The 19,578-nt window shown below is 77.8% G+C and carries 16 protein-coding genes; 3 read left to right on the top strand and 13 right to left on the bottom strand.

Going from position 1 to position 19,578, the window contains the following annotated elements:
- Positions 1 to 12 precede the first annotated feature (12 nt).
- Positions 13 to 603 (top strand): OLD family protein, encoded by a 591-nt coding sequence (locus tag ACRYM6_RS12115; protein WP_432543127.1) that lies wholly within the window; start codon positions 13 to 15, stop codon positions 601 to 603.
- Here the strand turns inward: ACRYM6_RS12115 and recD are convergent.
- From recD to ACRYM6_RS12050, 13 genes are all read right to left on the bottom strand, one after another.
- Positions 548 to 2,413 carry an exodeoxyribonuclease V subunit alpha gene (gene recD / locus ACRYM6_RS12110; RefSeq protein WP_432543126.1) on the bottom strand — a complete coding sequence of 622 codons (1,866 nt, stop codon included), beginning with the start codon at positions 2,411 to 2,413 and terminating at the stop codon, positions 548 to 550. The two genes, ACRYM6_RS12115 and recD, sit on opposite strands and share 56 nt — an antisense overlap.
- Positions 2,410 to 5,787: a UvrD-helicase domain-containing protein gene (locus ACRYM6_RS12105; RefSeq protein WP_432543125.1), complete on the bottom strand. Its 3,378-nt coding sequence runs from the start codon at positions 5,785 to 5,787 to the stop codon at positions 2,410 to 2,412. The genes recD and ACRYM6_RS12105 overlap by 4 nt, the downstream gene beginning before the upstream one ends.
- The gene (gene recC / locus ACRYM6_RS12100) at positions 5,784 to 9,197 is read right to left on the bottom strand and encodes an exodeoxyribonuclease V subunit gamma (RefSeq protein WP_432543124.1); all 3,414 of its coding nucleotides are present in this window, start codon (positions 9,195 to 9,197) and stop codon (positions 5,784 to 5,786) included. Before recC ends, ACRYM6_RS12105 begins: the two co-directional genes overlap by 4 nt.
- Before the next feature lie 65 nt (positions 9,198 to 9,262).
- Positions 9,263 to 10,657, bottom strand: a complete 1,395-nt coding sequence (locus ACRYM6_RS12095) for a threonine/serine exporter family protein (RefSeq protein ID WP_432543123.1) — start codon at positions 10,655 to 10,657, stop codon at positions 9,263 to 9,265.
- Between the two features lie 48 nt (positions 10,658 to 10,705).
- On the bottom strand, positions 10,706 to 11,083 hold the full coding sequence (locus ACRYM6_RS12090) for a hypothetical protein (protein WP_432543122.1): 378 nt from the start codon (positions 11,081 to 11,083) through the stop codon (positions 10,706 to 10,708).
- A gap of 144 nt (positions 11,084 to 11,227) precedes the next feature.
- Positions 11,228 to 13,057, bottom strand: a complete 1,830-nt coding sequence (ggt, locus tag ACRYM6_RS12085; RefSeq protein WP_432543121.1) for a gamma-glutamyltransferase — start codon at positions 13,055 to 13,057, stop codon at positions 11,228 to 11,230.
- Positions 13,058 to 13,111: 54 nt separating this feature from the next.
- Positions 13,112 to 13,738, bottom strand: a complete 627-nt coding sequence (locus tag ACRYM6_RS12080) for a nucleoside/nucleotide kinase family protein (RefSeq protein WP_432543120.1) — start codon at positions 13,736 to 13,738, stop codon at positions 13,112 to 13,114.
- Between the two features lie 2 nt (positions 13,739 to 13,740).
- On the bottom strand, positions 13,741 to 14,415 hold the full coding sequence (locus tag ACRYM6_RS12075) for a histidine phosphatase family protein (RefSeq protein WP_432543119.1): 675 nt from the start codon (positions 14,413 to 14,415) through the stop codon (positions 13,741 to 13,743).
- Between the two features lie 33 nt (positions 14,416 to 14,448).
- The gene (locus ACRYM6_RS12070; RefSeq protein WP_432543118.1) at positions 14,449 to 14,826 is read right to left on the bottom strand and encodes a hypothetical protein; all 378 of its coding nucleotides are present in this window, start codon (positions 14,824 to 14,826) and stop codon (positions 14,449 to 14,451) included.
- Positions 14,827 to 15,010: 184 nt separating this feature from the next.
- Positions 15,011 to 15,457 (bottom strand): nitroreductase family deazaflavin-dependent oxidoreductase, encoded by a 447-nt coding sequence (locus ACRYM6_RS12065; RefSeq protein ID WP_432543117.1) that lies wholly within the window; start codon positions 15,455 to 15,457, stop codon positions 15,011 to 15,013.
- 10 nt (positions 15,458 to 15,467) lie between these two features.
- Positions 15,468 to 16,469, bottom strand: a complete 1,002-nt coding sequence (locus ACRYM6_RS12060) for a Gfo/Idh/MocA family protein (RefSeq protein ID WP_432543116.1) — start codon at positions 16,467 to 16,469, stop codon at positions 15,468 to 15,470.
- A gap of 25 nt (positions 16,470 to 16,494) precedes the next feature.
- Positions 16,495 to 17,430, bottom strand: a complete 936-nt coding sequence (locus ACRYM6_RS12055; RefSeq protein WP_432543115.1) for a ribokinase — start codon at positions 17,428 to 17,430, stop codon at positions 16,495 to 16,497.
- Positions 17,427 to 18,122, bottom strand: coding sequence for a metal-dependent transcriptional regulator (locus tag ACRYM6_RS12050; RefSeq protein ID WP_432543114.1), 696 nt, complete (start codon positions 18,120 to 18,122; stop codon positions 17,427 to 17,429). Before ACRYM6_RS12050 ends, ACRYM6_RS12055 begins: the two co-directional genes overlap by 4 nt.
- Before the next feature lie 94 nt (positions 18,123 to 18,216).
- Here ACRYM6_RS12050 and ACRYM6_RS12045 point away from each other — a divergent pair, with 94 nt between their 5' ends.
- Both ACRYM6_RS12045 and ACRYM6_RS12040 read left to right on the top strand, forming a co-directional pair.
- Positions 18,217 to 18,441, top strand: a complete 225-nt coding sequence (locus ACRYM6_RS12045) for a hypothetical protein (protein WP_432543113.1) — start codon at positions 18,217 to 18,219, stop codon at positions 18,439 to 18,441.
- 22 nt (positions 18,442 to 18,463) lie between these two features.
- The gene (locus ACRYM6_RS12040) at positions 18,464 to 19,573 is read left to right on the top strand and encodes an aminotransferase class V-fold PLP-dependent enzyme (RefSeq protein ID WP_432543112.1); all 1,110 of its coding nucleotides are present in this window, start codon (positions 18,464 to 18,466) and stop codon (positions 19,571 to 19,573) included.
- Positions 19,574 to 19,578 lie beyond the last annotated feature (5 nt).

Raw genomic sequence — 19,578 nt, 5'->3', positions numbered from 1 at the left:
CCCGAGGAGGTGGTGGCGCGCGTCGCCGCCTCCCTGGGGATCAGCACGAACCGAGCCCGCCGGCTGGCGCACACCGCGCTGCCGGCGGGTTTCGCGTCGGCGCTCACGGGCCCGCGGGTCGTCCTCGTCGAGGGCGCCACCGACGCCGCCGTGTTCGGGGCGCTGCTGGACACCCCCGTCCTGGCGGTCGGCGGCAAGCACGTCCTGCCGCTGGCCGTGGCCGTGGCCCGCGCCCACGGCGTCGACGTCGCCGCGGTCGTCCTCGACGGCGACGACGAGCACCACCGCGCCCACCACGGCACCCGCCGGGTCCGCGACGCCCTCACCGGCGTCCCCGTGCACGTCCTGGCCGGCGACCTCGAAGCGGCCCTGGCCGGCTGGGCGGGGTTCACCGAGGCGTTGCGGCGCACCGGTTCCACGCCCGGCGACAAGGACCCCGCCGCCTACGCGACCGCCGCGCGGTCCGCTCCCCCGCCCCGCGACGGCGACCTCGCCGCGGTCGTCGACCGCATCACCGGCGAGGTGGCCCGCCAGGCCCGCGCGGACCTCACCGGTCCTGCAACCGGTCCGCCAGACCCGTCGCCCGGGCCAGCGGCCGGTTGACCGCGGCCGCGACGGCCGCCGCCGACCCCACGACCCGCACCCGGCTGCGGGCCCGCGTCAGCGCCGTGTAGAACATCTCCCGCGTCGCCAGCGGGGACCGCTCCGGCGCGGCGAGCACCGTGACGGTCTCGAACTGCGACCCCTGGCTGCGGTGCACCGTCATCGCGTGCACCGGCTCGAACGCGGCGAGCCGCGCCAGCGGTACCCGCAGCGGCCCGGGACCGCGGGCGATCGCCGCGACGAGGATCCCGCCGTCGTCCAGCACCACCCCGGTGTCGCCGTTGAAGACGCCGGTGCCGGGGTCGTTCGCGGTGACGATCACCGGCAGGCCGACGTATCGGCCGTCGGTGCGGGGCACCACCCCGAGCTCCTCCACGGCCCACCGGTGCGCCAGCGCCCCCCAGTGCGAGACCCCGCGCGTCCCCCGCCGGTGCGCGCACAGCACCCGGTGGGTCTCCAGCGCGGCCAGGGCGGCGTCGGCGTCCCCGGCGGCCGCGGCCTCCACCACGGCCCGCGAGCGCTCCAGCACGTCGGCGCGCACGACGTCCAGGGCCGCGCCGGAGACCACCTCGGCGTCGGGCACCTCCAGGAACTCCACGTCCGGCCCGCCGGCCCGCAGCAGGTCCACGACGTCCTCGGCGCGGGCCTCGCGCACGGCCTGGGCGATGGCGGCGATCCCGCCGCCGGAGGCGAACCGGTGGGTGCGCCTCAGGTGCGAGACGCCGTGCGGCGTCCCGGCCCGGCCCGCGGTGAGGTCAGCGGTCAGGTCGGCCAGGACGTTGCCGACTTCCACCGAGGCCAGCTGCTGGGGGTCCCCGACGAGGATCAGCCGGGCCCCGGGGCGCAGCGCGGCGAGCAGCCGGGCCATGACGCCCAGACCCACCATCGACGCCTCGTCGACGATGACGACGTCGTGCGGGAGGCGGTGCCCGGCGTCGAAGCGGGCCCGCACCGACCCGGGGCGGATGCCCAGCAGGCGGTGCAGGGTCGAGGCGCTGACCCCGCGCAGGAACTCCCGCTCGGCGTCGGTGAACACGCCGCCGGTGTCCGCGGCCTCCACGACGGCCTCGGTGAGGCGCGCGGCGGCCTTGCCGGTGGGGGCGGCCAGCGCGACGCGGACGGTCCCGGGCGACAGCGCGCGCACGGCCGCCAGCAGCCGCGCGACCGTCGTCGTCTTGCCCGTCCCCGGTCCCCCGGCCAGCACCGACACCCCGTGCGCCAGGCACACCGCGGCCGCGGCGCGCTGGTCGTCGGCCCCGCCGGGCAGGCCGTCCCCGGGCCAGAGCCGGTCCAGGACCGCCGCGGCGGCGCCGGGGTCGAACGGCGCGACGGCGGTGCTGCGGGCGCGCAGGTCCCGGGCCACGGCCAGCTCCTGGCGCCAGTACCGGTCCAGCCACAACCGGTCGCCCACCAGGTGCAGCGGCGCGGACCGGTCCTCCTCGACGGTGCCGGGCGGGTGCTCGACCGTCAGCGGGCTGCGGCGCAGCGCCTCCAGCCAGGCGTCCGGGTCCGGCCAGCGGACCGGGACCGGCTCGACGGCGCCGGAGTCGTCGGCGTCCTCGGGCACGAGCTCGTCGACCCGGGACAGCGGCAGCACGACCGAGCCGTGCCGCACGGCGCGGACCGCGAGCGCCACGGCCAGCAGCACGGTCTCGTCGTGCTCCCCGGCGACGGCGCCGAGCCGGCGGGCCACGTGGACGTCGGCGGCGTGCAGCAGGCCGAGCTCGTTGACCTCGCGCAGCAGCCCGGTGGCGGTGCGGGCCACGGTGGCGGAACGGTCCACCTCGGCGGTGGGGTCGGGCAGGCTCACGCGTTCCTCCCGGCGAGCAGTTCGGACACGGCGACGACGAGGGCGGCCGGCGGCGCCCAGGACCACACGCCCGGCGGGACGCCGTCGGGGCCGGGGGCGGTGCCGGGCCCGCACATGCCGCGCAGGAACAGGTAGAGGCTGCCGCCGAGGTGGGTCGCCGGGTCGTACCCGGGGGCCCGCCAGCGCAGGAACCGGTGCAGGGCGACGGAGTACAGCAGCGCCTGCAGCGGGTAGTGCGCGGCCAGGACGGCCTCGTCGAGCGCCTCGCGGCGGTAGTGCCAGGCCGTCAGCGGCTCCCCCGGCCCGGCGAGCCGGTTGGTCTTGTAGTCCACGACGAGGTACCGGTCGCCGTCGCGCAGGACGGCGTCGATGGAGCCGGTGAGGTACCCGCGCAGGTCCTCCGCGGCCAGGGCGGGGTCCTCCAGGAGGTCGGCGTAGGGGTGGACCGGGTCGGCGGGGTCGAGGTGGGCGCGCAGCAGCGCGGCGAGGTCGCCGAGGCGGGAGCCGCCGGGGCCGGCGTCGTCGCCGCCGGCCAGCGGCAGCTCGAAGTCGAGCTCGGCGAGCCGGTCGCCGACGGCGAAGCCGTCCAGGCTGCGCCCGGAGGCCAGCGGCCCGAGGGGGGTGCGCAGCACCGGGTCCAGCGCCGCGGCGAGCGTTTCGGCCAGCGCGGGGGCGAACTGGTCGCGGGCCAGGGCCGCGAGGTGGGCGGGACGGTCGGGCACCGCCGGGTCGAAACCCTCCAGGACGGCGTGCACGAGGGTCCCGAAGCCGGTCCCGGCGGGCAGGTCCGCCAGCGGTGAGGGGACCTCGCGCCAGCCGTGCGGGTCGGGGGCCTCCACGGGGCCGCTCGCCTCGGCGTCGGCCTCGTCGGTGGTGGCCTCGACCTCCGGTTCGGACAGGACGGCGCGGCCGGGCCCGTGGGTGTCGTGGACGCCGCGGGTCAGGCCGGAGTACGAGGTGCGCCGCCAGCCGGTGTCGACGCTGGCGCCGAACGCGGCGACCTCCAGCGCGGTGCCCGCCGCCACCGGCGTGGGGCGCCGGCGCAGCGGCGCGGTGCGCGGGACGTCCTCGACGGCCACGGCGCCGCCGGCGGGGAACCGGGCGGCCAGGACGGCGCGCAGGGCGTCGTCGGTGGGCAGCGGCAGCTTCTCGGGGATGCGGTGGGGGTCGTCGGTGAGCAGCAGCCGGTGCAGCGCGCCGCGCTGGGTGTTCGTGGCGGGGGCCCACCAGACGAGGAGGCGGGACACCGCGCGGGTCAGCGCGACGTACAGCAGCCGCAGCTCCTCGCCGAGGTCCTCGGTGTCGGCGGCGCGGCAGTGGGCGTCGTAGCCGGGGGCGGCCGGGCCACCGACGTGCAGGGCCCGGGTCGCCGGGCCCCCACCGTCGCCGTCGGGGACGTGCGCGACGGGCAGCCGGTCCCGGGACGACCCCCCGCCGGGGCAGTCCCAGCCGTAGGGGACGCAGACGACCTCGTACTCCAGGCCCTTGCTGGTGTGCACGGTCGCGATCTGCACGGCGGCGCGGTCGGTGTCCAGGCGCCGCGAGCGCTCCCGGTCGTTGTCGCCGGCGGCCTCCTCGACCCGGCCCCGCAGCCACGACAACAGGCTGGACACCCCGCCGCCGGGGTTGAGCGCGGACTCGCCGTGCAGGACCTCGGCGATGTGCCGCAGGTCGGTGAGGCGGCGCTCGCCGCCCTCGACGGCCAGCAGGCGGGCGGCCAGCCGGTGCTGCTCGCTCAGCGCGGCGAACGTCGCCGCGACCCCGCGCTCGGCCAGCAGGGCGCCCCACTCGCGCAGCTGGACGGACAGGTCGTCGGTGGCGTGGTCCCCGCCGGCGTCGAGGTCGGCGGTGGTGCGGCCCACGAAGCTGGTCAGGGCGGCGCGGCGCACGCGGGGTGCGCGGTGCGGCTGCTCGACCGCCTCCAGCAGCCACAGCCACTCCCGGGCGGCGGGGGTGGCGAAGACGCTGGGCCCGCGGGACAGCACGCACGGCACGTTGCGCCGGCGCAGCTCCTCCTGGACGAGGACGGCCTGCGCGCCGGTGCGGACGAGGACGGCGACGTCCCCGGCGGCGAGGTCGCGCTCGTCCCCCCCGCGGTGGGGGCGGACCCGCAGCCCCTCGCCGAGGACGGCGACGACCTGGTCGGCGGTGTCGCGCGCGACGGCGGCGCGCACGTCGGCGACGGCGGGGACGCCGGTGCGGGCGGTGACGGGCAGCCCGTCGCGGCGCAGGACCCGCAGCCGCACGGGCGACCGGTCGGCCGCGCCGTCCGGGCCGACGAGCGCGGGCCGGGGGTGGTGGGCCCGCACGGGGTGCACGACGATCCGCTCGTCGCCGAGGGCGGCGCCGCGCAGCAGCTGGGCCGTCCCCTCCAGGACGGCGGGGTCGCTGCGGAAGTTCGTGCCGAGGGTCGCGGTGGCGTCGGCGACGGCGACGGCGTCGAGGTAGGAGCCCACGTCGGCGCCGCGGAAGGCGTAGATCGCCTGCTTGGGGTCGCCGATGAGGACCAGCGGGCGGTCCTGGCCGTGGAAGGCGGTGCGCAGGACGTCCCACTGCACGGCGTCGGTGTCCTGGAACTCGTCGACGAGCACGACGGAGTACCTGCGCCGCAGGCGTTCGCAGGCCGTCGGGCCGGCGGTGGGGTCGGTGAGGGCGTCGCGCAGGCGGGTCAGGAGGTCGTCGAAGCCCATGACCCGGCGCGAGCGCATCCGGGCGGCGACCTCGCGCCGGACGCCCTGCGCGAACCGGACGCGCAGGTCCTCGGGGGTGTTCGGCGCGGTGCCCCGGGGGGCGATGCGCGCGTCGGGGCGCCCGACGGCCTCGCGGGCGATGCGCAGGGCGACGTCGCGGTCGAAGGGCGGCGCGTCGGCGCCGGCGCGGACGGCGAACCGCACGTACAGGTCGTCGCAGACCTCCTCGACGAGGTCGTCGACGTCCTCGACGAGGGTGGCGGTGGGGTCGACGTCGGCGGCCGTGCCGAGGCTGGTGAGGACCTGCCGGCAGAACTCGTGGATGGTCGCGACGGTGGCGGCGTCGAACCCGGCCAGGGCGGTGCCGAGGCGGGCGCGGCGGCGCTCGACGTCGGCCGCGGCGAGGTGGCGCACGACGGCGTCGGGGCTGGTGCGGGCGGCCTCGGGGTCGGCCAGGGCGTCGCGGGTGCTGACGAGGCGCTCGCGGACGCGGTCGCGCAGCTCGGCGGTCGCGGCCCGGCCGAAGGTGACGACGAGCAGCTCCTCGACGGCGGCGCGGCCCTCGGCGACGAACCGGGTGACGAGCCCGGCGATGGTGTACGTCTTGCCGGTCCCGGCGCTGGCCTCCAGGACGGTCGTGCCCGTGGGCAGGGGGCCGGTCAGGTCGAAGGTGGGCGCGCTCACCGCTCCTCCGCCCGGTAGGTCCCCAGCAGCGGTTCCCAGAGCCGCTGCACGGCGGCGTCGAAGGTCGGCGGGGCGGCCGGGGGCCAGCCCGGCGGCGGCGACCAGTCGAGCAGGGTGTCCACGCCGGCCCCGGCGCCCCAGACGGTCACGTTCTCCTCGTCGGCGTCCTCCTTGGGGAAGGACCAGCCCGAGACCCACGCCTGCTCGGCGGCGCGGCGGCGGGCGGGCGCGGGCCGGCCGCCCCAGGCGGCGAGGGCGTAGGCCATGGCGGTCTCCACGGGCAGCGGCAGCGGGGTCCGCAGGCCGTGGGAGCGCAGCTCCAGCAGGTCGGTGAGGGCGCCGCGGGCGAGGTCGGCGGGGACGGGGCCGAGGGTCACCACCGCGACGGTGCCCTGCGCGCCGCGGCCGACGACGGCGGCGCGGAAGTCCGTGGCGGGGTGGGCGGCGGACAGGGCGAGCAGCTCGATCCAGGCGCGCACGGTCTGCTTGGCCTTGACCCGGGAGTAGGTGGTGGTGACGGCGACCTCGCCGGTGGCGCGGCCGCCGGGCCGGACGGGCCGCACGCCGCGCACGTTGCCGGTGAGCCGGACCGGCCCGGCGCCGGGGACGTCGAGGTCGAGCTCGACGTCGACGGAGCGGGGCACCGGGTCGCCCGGGGCGGGGCCGAACTCGGCGGCGACGGTGGCGATCGCGTCGACCACGGGGCCGACCTCGCGCAGCACGCGGTCCCCCAGCGCCCCGGGCGGCAGGTCGCCGCGGGCGGTCTCCAGGCGGGTGATGTCGGCGGGCGGGGTGCCGCGCAGCCGCGCGGTCAGGGCCCGGTCCCCCACCGCCCACTTGCGCAGGGCGTCGAGCTCGACGGGCAGGGCGTCGTCGGGTTCCTCCTCACGGGTGGCGGTGGCGATGTCGAGGCGCTGCCGCAGGAAGCCCTTGGCGGGGTGCTGGAAGAACTGCACGAGCTGGTCCAGGTCGAGGTCGGCCGCGGGTGCCGGCGGCAGCCCGGCGGGTAGGAACGGCGGCGGGGCGGCGGGTTCGCCGGTGCCGGTGCGGGCCCCGGCGTAGGCGCTGGTGTCGTAGCTGAACGCGCCGGGGCGCCCCAGGGCGCCGGGGGTGAAGTTCTTCGGGTCGGTGGGCTGCAGCGGGTGCTGCACGACGACGCGGCCGCGCGCCCCCGGGTGCGCGGCCTCGAGGCTGTCGAGGACCTCGCCCACCGGGACGGCCGGCGGCAGCGGCGCGCCGGTGCGGACGTCGCGGCCGCTGTAGGTGACGACGAGGGTGTCGCGCGCGGAGCAGATCGCGTCGAGCAGCACCTGGCGGTCCTCGCTGCGGGGGTCGCGGTCGCCGAGGTGGGGGTCGCGGGCCAGGACGTCGTCGGCGTCGGGGGCGGTGACGCGCGGGAACGCGCCGTCGTCCATGCCGAGCAGGCACACGACGCGGTGCGGGACCGAGCGCATCGGGGTGAGCGTGCAGACGGTCAGGGCGCCGGTGCGGAAGTTCGCGCGCTGGGGCCGTCCGGCGAACCGCTCGGCGACGAGGGCGGCGACGTCGGCGAGCCCGACCTCGGCGGTCCCGGCGCGGGCGGCGTCGGTGGCGACGGCGCCCAGCTCGCGGCGCAGCTGGGTGACCTGCCAGGCGGTGTCGGGGGTGACGTCGGCGAGGTCGAGGACGCCGTCGAGCAGCACCTCGCACCACGCGGCGACGCTGCGCCGCCCGGCGAGCCGGGCCACGGTCGCGTCGAGGCGGTCGAGGAGCTCGGCGAAGCGGCCCGCGAGGTCGACGCGGGAGGACTCGACGTCGGCCAGCGGGACCACCTGGGCGCCGGGGGCGCCGACGAGGTGGTCCTCGCCGGCGCCGCCGACGGCGACGCCGATCAGGAGGCGGTCCAGCCCGGCGCGCCAGGAGCCCTGGGCGACCTGCCCGAGGGCCCACGCCGAGCGGTGCTGCGCGGACAGCCCCCAGTGCACGCCGGCGTCGACGGTCCACTCGCGCAGCTGCTCGAGGTCCTCCTCGTCGAGGTCGAACCGGCGCCGGACGGCGCCGGTCCCGGCGAGGTCGAGGACCTCGCTGGCGGTCAGCCGGCTCTGGGCCAGGACGAGGACCCGGGCGGCGAGCCCGAGCAGCGGGTTGGTCTGCAGGGCCGAGCGGTCGGCGACGGAGACGCGCAGGGCCCCGCCGGGGTGGGAGTCGGTGGAGAAGACGGCCTGGACGAGGGGGGCGTAGGTCTCCACGTCGGGGCACATGACGAGCACGTCCCTCGGCTGCAGGGTCGGGTCGCGGTCGAGCAGGCCGAGGACGACCTCGCGCAGCACCTCGACCTGGCGGGCCCGGCCGTGGCAGGCGTGGACCTGCACGGACGCGTCGTCCTCGGGCAGGGGCGCCGGGGCGGGCACCTCGTTGCGGGCCAGGGCGTCCTGCAGCCGGCCCAGGAGGGTGCGGGGCGGGGCGGGCGCGGGGTGGTGGACGTCCACGAACCCGGGCGCGGCCTCCAGCAGCCGCGCCTGCAGCTCCCGCACGTCGCGCGAGAGCGACAGCAGCAGCGGGTGGCGCACCTGCGCCTGGGCGCGCTCGGCGTGCGGGGCGCGCCGCAGCCCGTCGGGGGCGGTGCCGCGCGCCCACAGGGCGGGGCTGGGGTGCTGGAGGAACAGGTGCACCTCGCGGTGCTCGGCGAGGGCGGCCAGCACGCGCAGCCGGGCGTGGGCCAGGCGGGTCACGACGAACACCCCGAACCGCCCGCCCAGACCGGTCAGGGACGGGTCGGCCCGCAGCGCCGAGCAGACGTCGTCGAGCAGCTCGGCGGGGGCGGGCAGGCCGACGTGCTCGCGGACGGCGCGGAACACCTCCGGCTGCCAGCGCAGGTCGTCGGGGACCTCGCGCCCGCCCGCGGCCCAGTCGGCCAGCAGCGCCGGGCGGGCCGCGCCGTAGCGGGCGAACAGGCCCGCGAGCCGGGCCGCGGCCGCGGTCCGCCGGACCCGGGGGACGTCCTCGCCCTCGACCGCGCGCAGGTGGTGGCGCAGGACGGCGAACTCCGGGCGCGGGTCGGGGGCCGGCCCGTCGGCGGGGGCGATCCCGTCGAGGACCTCCAGCACGTGCCAGGTCAGCGCGTCCGGGGCCCACCGGTCGACGGCGCCGGCCACCTCGGGCCGGGTCCGGGCCAGGACGTCGGCCACCACGCCGTCGAGCAGCTGCGCCGGGGAGGGGGTCTCGACCCGCGCGCAGATGCCGTCGTCGCCGCCGGGTCCGGCGCCGAGGTGGTGCGAGAGCCGTTGCGCGATCCAGCGCTCGGTCCCGCGGGCCCCGACGGCCAGGACGTCGGGGGTGAACGGGTCGGCGCCGGCGGCGGGCCGGCGCAGGACGTCGGCGAGGCCGGCGACGAGAGCGGCCGGGCTCTCGGAGCGGTGGACGTGGAGCACGGTGCCCTTCCTACCCGACCCCTGCGACACGACCGCGCGGCGGGCGCCGCCCGGGAGGGCGGTCCTCAGAACTGCCGGTTGAGGGAGCGGCGCCGCACCCGCTGCTCGATGCGGTCGAACTCCCGGCGCAGCGGCTGGGAGCAGAACTCCCCCAGGGCGACGCCGGCGGCCAGCGCCAGCGCGGTGCCGAAGGCGGTGACGAGCTGGGCGAGGCCGGCGGAGGTGCCGCCGCCGACGAGGGAGAAGATCGCCCGGTAGATGGCCAGCCCGGGCAGCAGCGGGACGATGCCGCAGACGGACACCACGAGGCCGGGCACGTTCCAGCGCCACGCGGTGCCCTCGGCGAGGAACCCCACGAGCAGGGCGGCGGCGCCGGCGGAGGCGGCCGGGCCCAGGCCCAGCTGCGCGCAGACCCCGGCGGTGGCGGTGGCGGTGGCGCCGGCGAGGGCGGCGAGCAGCACCGCGCGGGACCCGGCGTAGCCGGAGACCGCCCAGGTCGAGGCGGCGACGGCCCCGGCGAGGACCTGGACGAGCAGCGGGTACGGCTGCCCGGGCGAGAAGCTGAGGGAGAGGGTGATGCCGGCGCGCTGGCCCAGGTCGAGGACCCCGGCGATGCCGAGCACGAGGCCGGTGGTGAGCAGGACGGTCTCGAAGGCGCGGGCGCCGGCGGTGACGTAGAACCCGGAGATCGCGTCCTCGGCGGACCCGACCAGGGAGAGCCCGGCGAGCAGCGCGACGATGCCGGACCCGACGACGAGGGAGGGTGGCAGGTCCCCGACCCACGCGGGCAGGTGGGGGCCGGTGACGAGCAGGGCCAGGGCGCAGGCGGTGGCGATCGCGGCCCCGGCGACCTGCTGGAAGAAGGCGGGCAGCCCGCGGCGGTTGAGCGAGGACAGCACGACCTGCAGCAGGCAGGTGACGAGGGCGGCGGCCACGGCGACGGCGACGGTGCCGCCGAGGGTGACGGCGACCGAGGCGGCCAGACCGACGCTGCCGGCGGCGGAGACCCACGGCCGGTAGGGGCGGCGCTGGGACAGCAGCCGCCGCAGCCGGGTGTCGATCTCGGCGGGGGGCAGGCCGTCGCCGGCGGCGTGGGCGAGCTCGTAGAGCGCGGCGAGCCGGGAGTAGTCGCTGGCGCGCACCTTGACGACGCGCACCGAGGTGAGGGGGACGCGGTCGGTGCCGGCGGTGGAGACGATGACGGCGGTGTAGTTGATGTCGACCTGGGTGTGCAGCAGCCCGGCGCCGGCGGCGGCCCGCAGGGTCAGGGCGGTCACGTCGGCGGCCGAGGCGCCGGCGGACAGCAGGGCCTCGGCCATCCGGGCCAGGGCCTCGAGGGCCTCGAGCGCCTCTGCCCGCGTCGGGCCGCCCTCGACGGGGAGCTCGGGCGAGGGGACGTCACCGGCGACGATCTCCGCCAGCCGGGTGCGCCAACGGCCGGGGGTCGCGCGCGTGAACACGCGCCGACGCTACCGGCTGTCACCGGGCCCGCACGCGGCCCGGTCCGGTCAGCAGGTCAGGGCGAGCCCGGCCTGCTGGGCCGGGGTGAGCAGGTCGCAGCCGACGCCGGCGGTGCCGAGGTCGACGACGGTCCACGTGCCGCCGTCGAGGCGCAGGACGGCGGTGGCGGGGTCGAGGGCGGCGGGGTCGGCCGGTTCGAGGGTGGCCGCGGCCACGTCCCCGGTCACCCGGACGTCGGTGACGGCGTACCCGTCGGCGGGGACGGCGGCCGTCGCCGGGCTCGTGGTGACGGCCGTGGTGACGGCCTGGACGGTCTGCGGCGGGGCCCCGGCGGCGGGGTCGGCGCTGGCGGTCGAGGCGGCCAGGCCCAGGGCGAGGGCGGGAGCGGCCGCTGCGGTCAGGGCGAGCGTGGTGCGGCGGTTCATGTCGGTCCGACCTCCGGTGTCGTGCGTCCTGCTCTTCCACCCGTTGGACGCACGGGGGCTCCCGCGCGTTGCGTCCGGACCGGTCGGGTCCTGTGAAGACGGTGAGAGCCGTCCCCGACCGGTCCGGGCGCTGTCAGGGCGCCGTCAGGGCGCGGGGTCGGGTGCGGGGTGGACGACCCCGGCGGACCCGCCGCCGCGCCGCACGGGCTCGGCCACGGCCTGCACCCGCCCGTCGGGCAGGAACTCCAGCGCGGCCGCCGCCCCGATCTCCTCCACGGGCCGGAACACGTGCCCGAGCGCGGCGAGCGCCTGCCCACGCTCGGACTCGACGTAGGCGGTCTCGGCGGAGGTGGCGGTCCCGTTCTGCTCCGAGACGCGGGGCGCGGCGACGGCCTCGGGCAGCGGCACGCCGCGGTCGAGGCGGTCGGCGAGGATCCCCAGGGTGGTGCCGATGATCGTGGCCCCGCCGGGCGACCCGGCGGCCAGCAGGGGGCGGCCGTCGGCGAGCACGATGGTCGGCGACATCGAGGAGCGGGGGCGCTTGCCGGGGCCGGGCAGGTTCGGGTCGGGTTGCCCGGCGACGGCGGGGGCGGCGTTGAAGTCGGTGAGCTCGTTGTTCAGCAGGAAGCCCCGGCCCGGGACGACGATCCCGGACCCGCCGGTCTGCTCGATGGTGAGGGTGTAGGAGACGACGTTCCCGGCGGCGTCGGCGGTCACCAGGTGCGTGGTGGACTGCCCCTCGCGGGGCTCGGGGTCGCCGGGGGCCGTCGCGTCGCAGCCGACCTCGGGGGCCACCGGGCGCGGCAGGACGGCGTCGTCGGTGACCGGGCAGGCCCGCTGGGCGGCGAACTCCGGCGACAGCAGCCGCTGCTGCGGGACGTCCTGGACGTCGGGGTCGCCGACGAACCGGTTGCGGTCGGCGAACGCGAGGGCGGCCGCCTCGAGCTTGCGGTGCTCGGAGACGACGGGGTCGGTGGTGGTCCCGAGCCGGGCGTCGAGGGCGTCGAGGACGTTGAGGGCCTCCCCGACGGTGGTGCCGCCGCTGCTGGGGGCGCCCATCCCGTAGACCTCGACGGTGCCCGAGGCGCTGTCGTGCACGACCCGGGTGGGTTCGCGGTCCGGCGCGCGGTAGGCCAGCAGGTCGTCCAGGGTCATCCGCCCGCGCAGCACCTCGCGGCCCACCCCGTCGGCGACGGGCGGGGCGGCGACGGTGTCGACGACGGCGCGGCCGAGCTCGCCGCCGTAGAACGCGCCGGCGCCCTGCTCGCCGAGGACCTGGTAGGTCCGGGCGAGGTCGGGGTTGCGGAACACCGACCCGACCGCGGGGGCGTTCCCGCCGGGCAGGAACAGCTGGGCGGTGGAGGAGAAGTCGCGGAACCGCTCGGCGTTGTCGACGGTCTGCTCGCGGAACTCCTCGTCGACGACGAACCCCCGCTCGGCCAGCGACCGGGCGCCCGACAGCGCCTGGGTGAGCGTCATGGTGCCCTGCTCGGCGAGCGCCCGTTCCCACGTCGCGGGGGTCCCGGGGACGCCGACGGACAGGGTCGAGCCCACGAGGTCCGCGAACGGGCGGGGGGTGCCGTCGGGGCCGAGGAAGGCGTCGGGGGTCATCGCGGCGGGGGCGGTCTCGCGGCCGTCGATGGTGGTGACCCGCTGCGTGGTGGCGTCGTAGCTGACGAGGAACCCGCCGCCGCCGACGCCGGCGGAGTAGGGCTCGGTGACGCCGAGGGCGGCGGCCGTGGCGACGGCGGCGTCGACGGCGTTGCCGCCGCGGCGCAGGACGTCCAGGCCGATGGCGGTGGCGTCGGGGTCGACGCTGGCGACGGCGCCGCCGAAGCCGGTGGCGACGGGGGTGCGGTCGGTGGGGACCGGGTCGGTGGCGGTCCGGGCGTGGGCGGGGCCGGCGAGCCCCGTCGTCAGGCCGGTCGTCAGGACGGTGGAGAAGACCAGGGCGGCAACGCTGCGACCTCGCATGGGCGGCACCTTCTCAGGAACCGCACAGTCGCGCCAGAGGTTCGGCTCCCGGTCTCAGCCGGGCAGGTCGGCGGGGTCGACGACGAGGTCGGCGCGCGCGCGGCTCGCGGCGATCACGGCGGCGTTCGCCTCGTCGCTGCCCAGCGCCCACGCGCGGGCGGCGGCGGGGTCCTTGCCGAAGGCCTCGTGGCGGGCGATGAGCCGGGCGTGGCGCACCGCCTCGTCCGGGCGCAGGTACCAGCACTCGTCGAGGAGCCCCTCCAGCGCCGCCCAGGGGCCCTCGCGCAGCAGCAGGTAGTTGCCCTCGGTGATGACGAGCGGCACCTCCCGCGGCACGGGCAGCGCGGAGCCGACGGGTTCCTCCAGGTCGCGGCGGAACTGCGGGGCGTACACGACGTCCTCCTCCCCCGAGCGCAGCCGGCGCAGCAGCGCGACGTAGCCGCCGGCGTCGAAGGTGTCGGGGGCGCCCTTGCGGTCGCGCCGGCCGAGGGCGGCCAGGACGACGTCGGCGAGGTGGAACCCGTCGAGGGGGACGACGACGGCCGCGCGGGGGCCGAGGTCGGCGGCCAGCCGGGCGGCGAGGGTGGACTTGCCGGCGCCGGGGGCGCCGACGAGGCCGAGGACCCGCCGGGGTCCGGTCGTGAGCGCCCGCGCCCGTCCCAGCAGCTCCGGGTAGGCCACGCTCAGAACACCGACCCCGGTTCGGCGGCCGGGCCCTGCCCGGCGACCTCGGCCTGCTCGGCGTCGACGACGGCGCCCATCCAGCTCACGCACGTCCAGCCCGACCCCGGGTCGCCGACGAGCTCGACGACGCCGGTGTTGGCCAGGCCGGTGGCGATGACGTACTCGGTGGTCAGGTTGCGCACGCGGGTCCCGGCCCAGGTGCGGATGGCGGCGCCGTGGCTGACGAGGGCGAGGGTGTCGACGCCGGCGGCGCGGGCGGCGGTGACCGCGTCGTCGACGGCGGCGTCGTAGCGGGCGAAGAAGGCGGTGCCGTCCTCGGCGCCGGGCTCGGCGACGTCGAGCTCGCCGCGCAGCCAGGCGGCGACGACGTCGAGGTAGCGGGCGACGGAGGCCTCGTCGCCGCGCATCTCCAGGTCGCCGGCCTCGATCTCGCGCAGCCCGTCGGCGACGGCGACGTCGAGGCCGAGGTGGGCGGCCAGCGGGGCGGCGGTCTGCTGGGTGCGGACGAGCGTGGAGGCGGTCAGGGCCCCGATGCCGCGTTCGGCCAGCGTCCCCACGAGGGCGTCGGCCTGCTCGCGGCCGAGGTCGCTGAGGTCGGCGCCGGGGACGGCGGTGTCGAGGAGGTGCTCGACGTTGGAGCGGGTCTGGCCGTGACGGACGAGGAAGAGGCGCACGCCCGCCACGATCGCAGAAGGTCCCTCAGGACGTCACAGGACGACGTCCAGGCGTCCCTGGGTGGAGCCGTTGAGCATCACCATGAGCCGCAGCTGGACCTCCACGGGCACCGGCTCCTTCGCGGTGAAGGTGAGCCGGCCGATCATGCGGCGCAGGTCCTCGGCGGTGAGGTCGCGCTGCTCGGAGACCATGCCGCTGGCGCGCTCGCGGTTGATCTCGCGGGCCAGCGAGGCGACGGGGGCGGCGCCGGCCTCGAGGTCCTCGAAGCCGTAGAGGTGGCCGAGCAGGGCCCGGTCGGACTGGGTCAGCTCGTCGAGCGGGTCCTCGTCGATCCACTCCGGGGTGATCCTGCGGACCGGCGTGACGGATTCGGAGCCGCTGAGGCCGTCGACGCGGGACGCGGTGCGCACCGCCGGGGCCGAAGTCACCGTTCCAAGTCGCATCGTCGTCTCCTGTCTGACCGCTGTTGGTTGCCCACAGTGTTCCCTGTGTGACTCCCAGTGTTAGGCAGCGTCGGCCGTGATCTGAACCGAAGTCACCCGGACGGCCCAACGGCCGTCCGGGTGAGCTGCATCACCGCAGGTCAGAGGCTCCTCAGTCCTCGGCCGCGGCGGCCTCCAGGACGAACACCGGGATGACCCGGTCGGTCTTGAGCTGGTAGTCGGCGTAGTCCGGGTAGGCCGCGACGGCCCGCTCCCACCACTGCTCCCGCTCCTCGCCGGTGACCTCGCGGGCGGTGTAGTCCCGCTTCACCGGCCCGTCCTGCAGCTCCACCAGCGGGTGCGCCTTCACGTTGTAGTACCAGACGGGGTGCTTGGGCGCCCCGCCCAGCGACGCGACCACCGCGTAGTCGCCCTCGTGCTCGACGCGCATCAGCGCCTGCTTGCGCAGCTTGCCCGACTTCGCGCCCTTCGTCGTCAGGACGACCACGGGCATGCCCCGCAGCTCGGTGCCCTCCGTCCCACCCGAGGACTCGTACTGCTCCACCTGGTCGCGGACCCACGCTTCGGGGCTCGGTTCGTACTCTCCGGTCAACGGCATGGGCCCGACGCTAACCGGCGGCGACCACCTCCGCCGCGCGGGTGATCCCCAGCGCCTCCACCGCCGCCTCGAACACCGTCGCCAGGTCCAGCGAGAACCGCGGGGTCACCAGCGGGCTCGTGGTGAGCCCGGCGGCCAGGCACTCGTGGACGTGCTCCAGCATGAACCGGTGGCCGTCGGCGACGGCGTGGTCGTGCACGGTGACCTCCTCCCCGCCGCCGGCCGCCGGCCGGTGGACGGTGAAGCCCGGCGCCGCCGGCAGCGGCGAGGCCACCTCGACCCACGCCTCGCCGGCCTCGATCCACGCCCGCGACGGCGTCCGCGCCACCATCGTCGTCGACAGCGCCGCGCTCGCCCCCGAGGGCCAGTCCAGCGCCAGCGCCACCTGCTCGTCGACCCCGGACTGCGCGAGCACCCCCGCGACCCGCACCCGGGCCGGCGTCCCGAACAGCGTCAGCGCCAGCCCCACCGGGTACGGGCCGAGGTCGAACAGCGACCCGCCGCCGACGGCCGGGTCGTGGAAGCGCGTCAGCGACGGCGGCGCCGGGAACCCGAAGTCGGCGTGCAGCCCGCGGACCGGCCCGATCCCGCCCGACTCGACCAGCTCCAGCAGGGCCACCGTCCCGGGCAGGAACCGCGTCCAGTACGCCTCCATGCAGAAGACGCCGCGCCGGGCCGCGGTGTCCAGCAGGTCCCGCGTCGCGGCCAGGCTGACCGTCATCGGCTTCTCCACCAGCACCGCCTTGCCCGCCAGCAGCGCCTGCTTCGCCGGCGCGTGGTGCTGCGGGTGGGTGGTCGCCACGTACACCGCGTCCACCGCCGGGTCGGCCAGCATCTCCCGCACGTCGCCGTACGGGTTCGCCCCGGCCGCGTGGTCCGCGGCGAACCGCGCCGCCCGGTCCACCTCGCGCGAGGCCACGGCCACCAGCCGGCCCCCCGGCGCCAGCTCCAGCGCCCGCGCCACCGTGGCCGCGATCCCCCCGGTACCGACGAAACCCCACCCGACGCTCACCGCGACCTCCTGCTGCTGAGGAGCGTCAGCGCTCCTGCGGGACCTCAGCCTTGCGCGGAACCGAGGCCGACGCACCAGGACGGCTGACGACGACCGCGGCCACCCGGGCCGCCCACCGCGCCGCCTCCACCAGGCCGAGCCCGTCGAGCAGGCCGTCCACGAGCGCCGCGACGAAGCTGTCCCCCGCCGCCGTGGCGTCCACCAGCCGCGCCGGGACCGCTGCGACCTCGGCGTGACCGCCCGGCGTCACCACGAGCGCACCGCGCTCGCCGCGCGTCACGACCGTGGTGCCCGACGGCCGCACCGCGCGGGCCTGGGCGACCAGGCCGTCCACGTCGGTCGCCACCTCGCCGCCGGCCAGGACCGCCAGCTCCCCGGCGTTCGGGACCAGCAGGTCCACGCGGGTCAGCAGCTGCGGCGGCAGCGCCCGCGCCGGGGCCGGGTTCAGCACCAGCAGCCCCGTGCACAGCGAGGCCGCGGCCAGCAGCGCCTCGTCGGGCACCTCGCACTGCAGCAGCACCGCCCGGGCCGAGGCGACGGTGCCCGCCGCCGCGCGCACCCGGGCGTCGTCGACGTGGTCGTTGGCGCCCGGGCTCAGGACGATCGTGGACTCCCCGTCGTGGACGAGGACGACCGCGACGCCCGTGGGCACGCCCAGGGCCGCGACGTGCTCCACGTCGACGCCCTCCCGGGCCAGGTGCTCCCGCAGCCCGCGGCCCTCGTCGTCGTCGCCGACCGCGCCGACCATCGCCACCGACCGCCCCAGGCGGGCGGCCGCGACGGCCTGGTTGGCCCCCTTGCCCCCCAGGCCCCGCTCGGCGTCGGACCCGCGCACCGTCTGGCCCGCCGGCGGCAGCTGCGCCAGGCGGATCGCCAGGTCGGCGTTGACGCTGCCGACGACCGTCACGTCGCGGGTCTTCTCGGCCTGCGGGCGGCCGTGGCTGTCGTACGTGATGCTCACGCCTCCTCCCGCACCGGCAGGACCCAGATGGCCGCCACGGCGGGGTCGCCCAGGTCGACCTCCCGCCCACCGCCCAGGCGGACGACGGTGGTCCCGGCGAAGCCCCTGCGCTGCACCACCTCCAGCCGGACGTCGAGCCCGATGCCGAGGTCGGCGAAGTAGCGCAGGACGTCCGCGTCGGCGTCGGAGATGCGGGCGACGACGCCCACCCCGCCCTCGGGGACGTCGGCCAGGCTGTGCGCGCCGGGCTGCGGCACGGTGCCGTCGGCGCGCGGGATGGGGTCCCCGTGCGGGTCGCGCTCGGGGCGCCCGAGCCGGGCGTCGAGCCGGTCCAGCATCCGGTCGGACACGACGTGCTCCAGCACCTCGGCCTCCTCGTGGACCTCGTCCCACGAGTACCCGAGCTCCTCGACGAGGAACGTCTCCAGCAGCCGGTGCCGGCGCACCACGGCCAGCGCGCGGGTGCGGCCGTCGTCGGTCAGCTCCACCCCGCCGTAGCGCTCGTGCCGCAGCAGCCCGGCGTCGGTGAGCTTGCGGACGGCCTCGGAGGCGGTGGACGCGGAGACCCCCATGCTCGCGGCGAGCATCGAGAGGGTGATCTTGGCGTCGGACCACTCCCCGGCGGCGTAGACGGTCTTGAGGCAGTCCTCCGCGGCGGGGGTGGCCGCTGCGGTCGTCGAGGCGCGGGGCACGCCCTCAGCTTGCCACCCCGCCGGCGGCGACCGGGGTCGCCACCGGTCCGCGGTTCGAAGTTCGGTCCGCCGAAAACAGGGTTACAGTGGGGCGATGGACAGCGGGTCGCGCAGACGCAGCTGGGTGGCCGTGGCCGACGTCGTCGTCAGCCTGGCCCTCCTCGTGGTCGCCGCCGTGGCGGTGACCGAGTCCCGGCACGGGACCGCGGCGCTCGCCGCGCTCCTGGCCGTGGCGTGGTCGGCCGGGGTCGTGGCGCGCCTGCGCCACCGCGCCCGCCCGGCCCCGGCCCCGGCTCCCACCGCCCCCGCCACGCCCTGACGCCTGCGCCAGGATCGGGGACGTGAGCGACCCCACCCCCCTCGCCGGGGACCTGACCGCCACCTGGCGCCGCACCCGTCCCCCGCGCGCCCAGGTGCACCTGGACTCCGCCGCGGCCGGCCGCAGCAGCTGGGCCGTGCTGGACGCCGTCACCGCCCACCTGCGCGCCGAGGCCGAGCGCGGCGGGTACCTGGCCGCCGCCGCGGCCGCGCCGGTGCTGGACACCGCCCGCGACCGGGTCCGCGCCCTGCTCGGCTGGAGCGCCGGCGAGGGCGTCGTCGCCTTCGTCCACAGCGCCGAGGACGCCCTGCGCCAAGTCCTGCTGCACTGGCCCGGCGGCCTGCCCGTCATGGTCACCCACCCCGCCGGGGAGTACGGGCCCAACCTCGCCGTCGTGCGGCAGCTCGGCATCGGCACCACCGCCGTCGCCGGACCGCACCGCTGGGACCCGCAGGCGTTCGCCGGCTCCCTGGCCCGGCAGCGGCCCGACCTGGTCCACCTGACCGCCCTGGGCTCGCACGTGGGCACCGTGCAGCCGCTGGCCGAGGTCGTGGCCGTCTGCCGCGCGGCGGGGGTGCCCGTCGTCGTCGACGCCGCGCAGGCCTTCGGCCACCTCGACACGACCACCGCCCGCGACGCCGACGTCGTCTACGGCACCTCCCGCAAGTGGCTGGCCGGACCCCGCGCCGTCGGGTTCGTCGCCGTTCGCGGTGCCCTCGCCGGCCGCACCGCCGGTCTGGAGCAGGCCGAGGCGGCGATCGCCGGGCGCCTGGGGTTCGCGGCCGCCCTGGCCGGGCACGTCGAGCTCGGGCCGGCGGCCGTGCACGCCGGGCTCGCCGCCGTCGGGGCCGCCACCCGCCACCGGCTGGCCGCCGGGCTCGAGGGGACCTGGGACGTCGTCGAACCGCTGGACGAACCCAGCGCGATCGTCACCCTGCGACCCCGCCGGCCCCTCGACGTCGCCGCGCTGCGCGCCGACCTCATCGCCACCGACGGCATCGTCACCACCTGCGCCGGCGTCGAACGCGCGCCCGCGGAGATGACCGCCCCGGCGCTGCGCGTCAGCGGCCACCTCGACACCACCGCCGGGGACGTCGACGCCCTGGTGGACGCCCTGCGGCGCCGTTCCTGACGAGC

It is taken from the genome of Kineococcus rugosus (assembly GCF_050871975.1).
In the GTDB taxonomy this organism is placed as follows: Bacteria; Actinomycetota; Actinomycetes; order Actinomycetales; family Kineococcaceae; genus Kineococcus.
The sequence above is the reverse complement of the archived record's forward strand: the minus strand, read 5'-3'. Positions and strand labels throughout refer to the sequence as shown.

What these genes read in the sequence shown, in the direction of transcription:
- ggt (WP_432543121.1), bottom strand. Translation starts at nt 13,057, where the DNA reads ATGCGAGGTCGCAGCGTTGCCGCCCTGGTCTTCTCCACCGTCCTGACG.
- ACRYM6_RS12065 (WP_432543117.1), bottom strand. Translation starts at nt 15,457, where the DNA reads ATGCCGTTGACCGGAGAGTACGAACCGAGCCCCGAAGCGTGGGTCCGC.
- ACRYM6_RS12045 (WP_432543113.1), top strand. Translation starts at nt 18,217, where the DNA reads ATGGACAGCGGGTCGCGCAGACGCAGCTGGGTGGCCGTGGCCGACGTC.
- ACRYM6_RS12090 (WP_432543122.1), bottom strand. Translation starts at nt 11,083, where the DNA reads ATGAACCGCCGCACCACGCTCGCCCTGACCGCAGCGGCCGCTCCCGCC.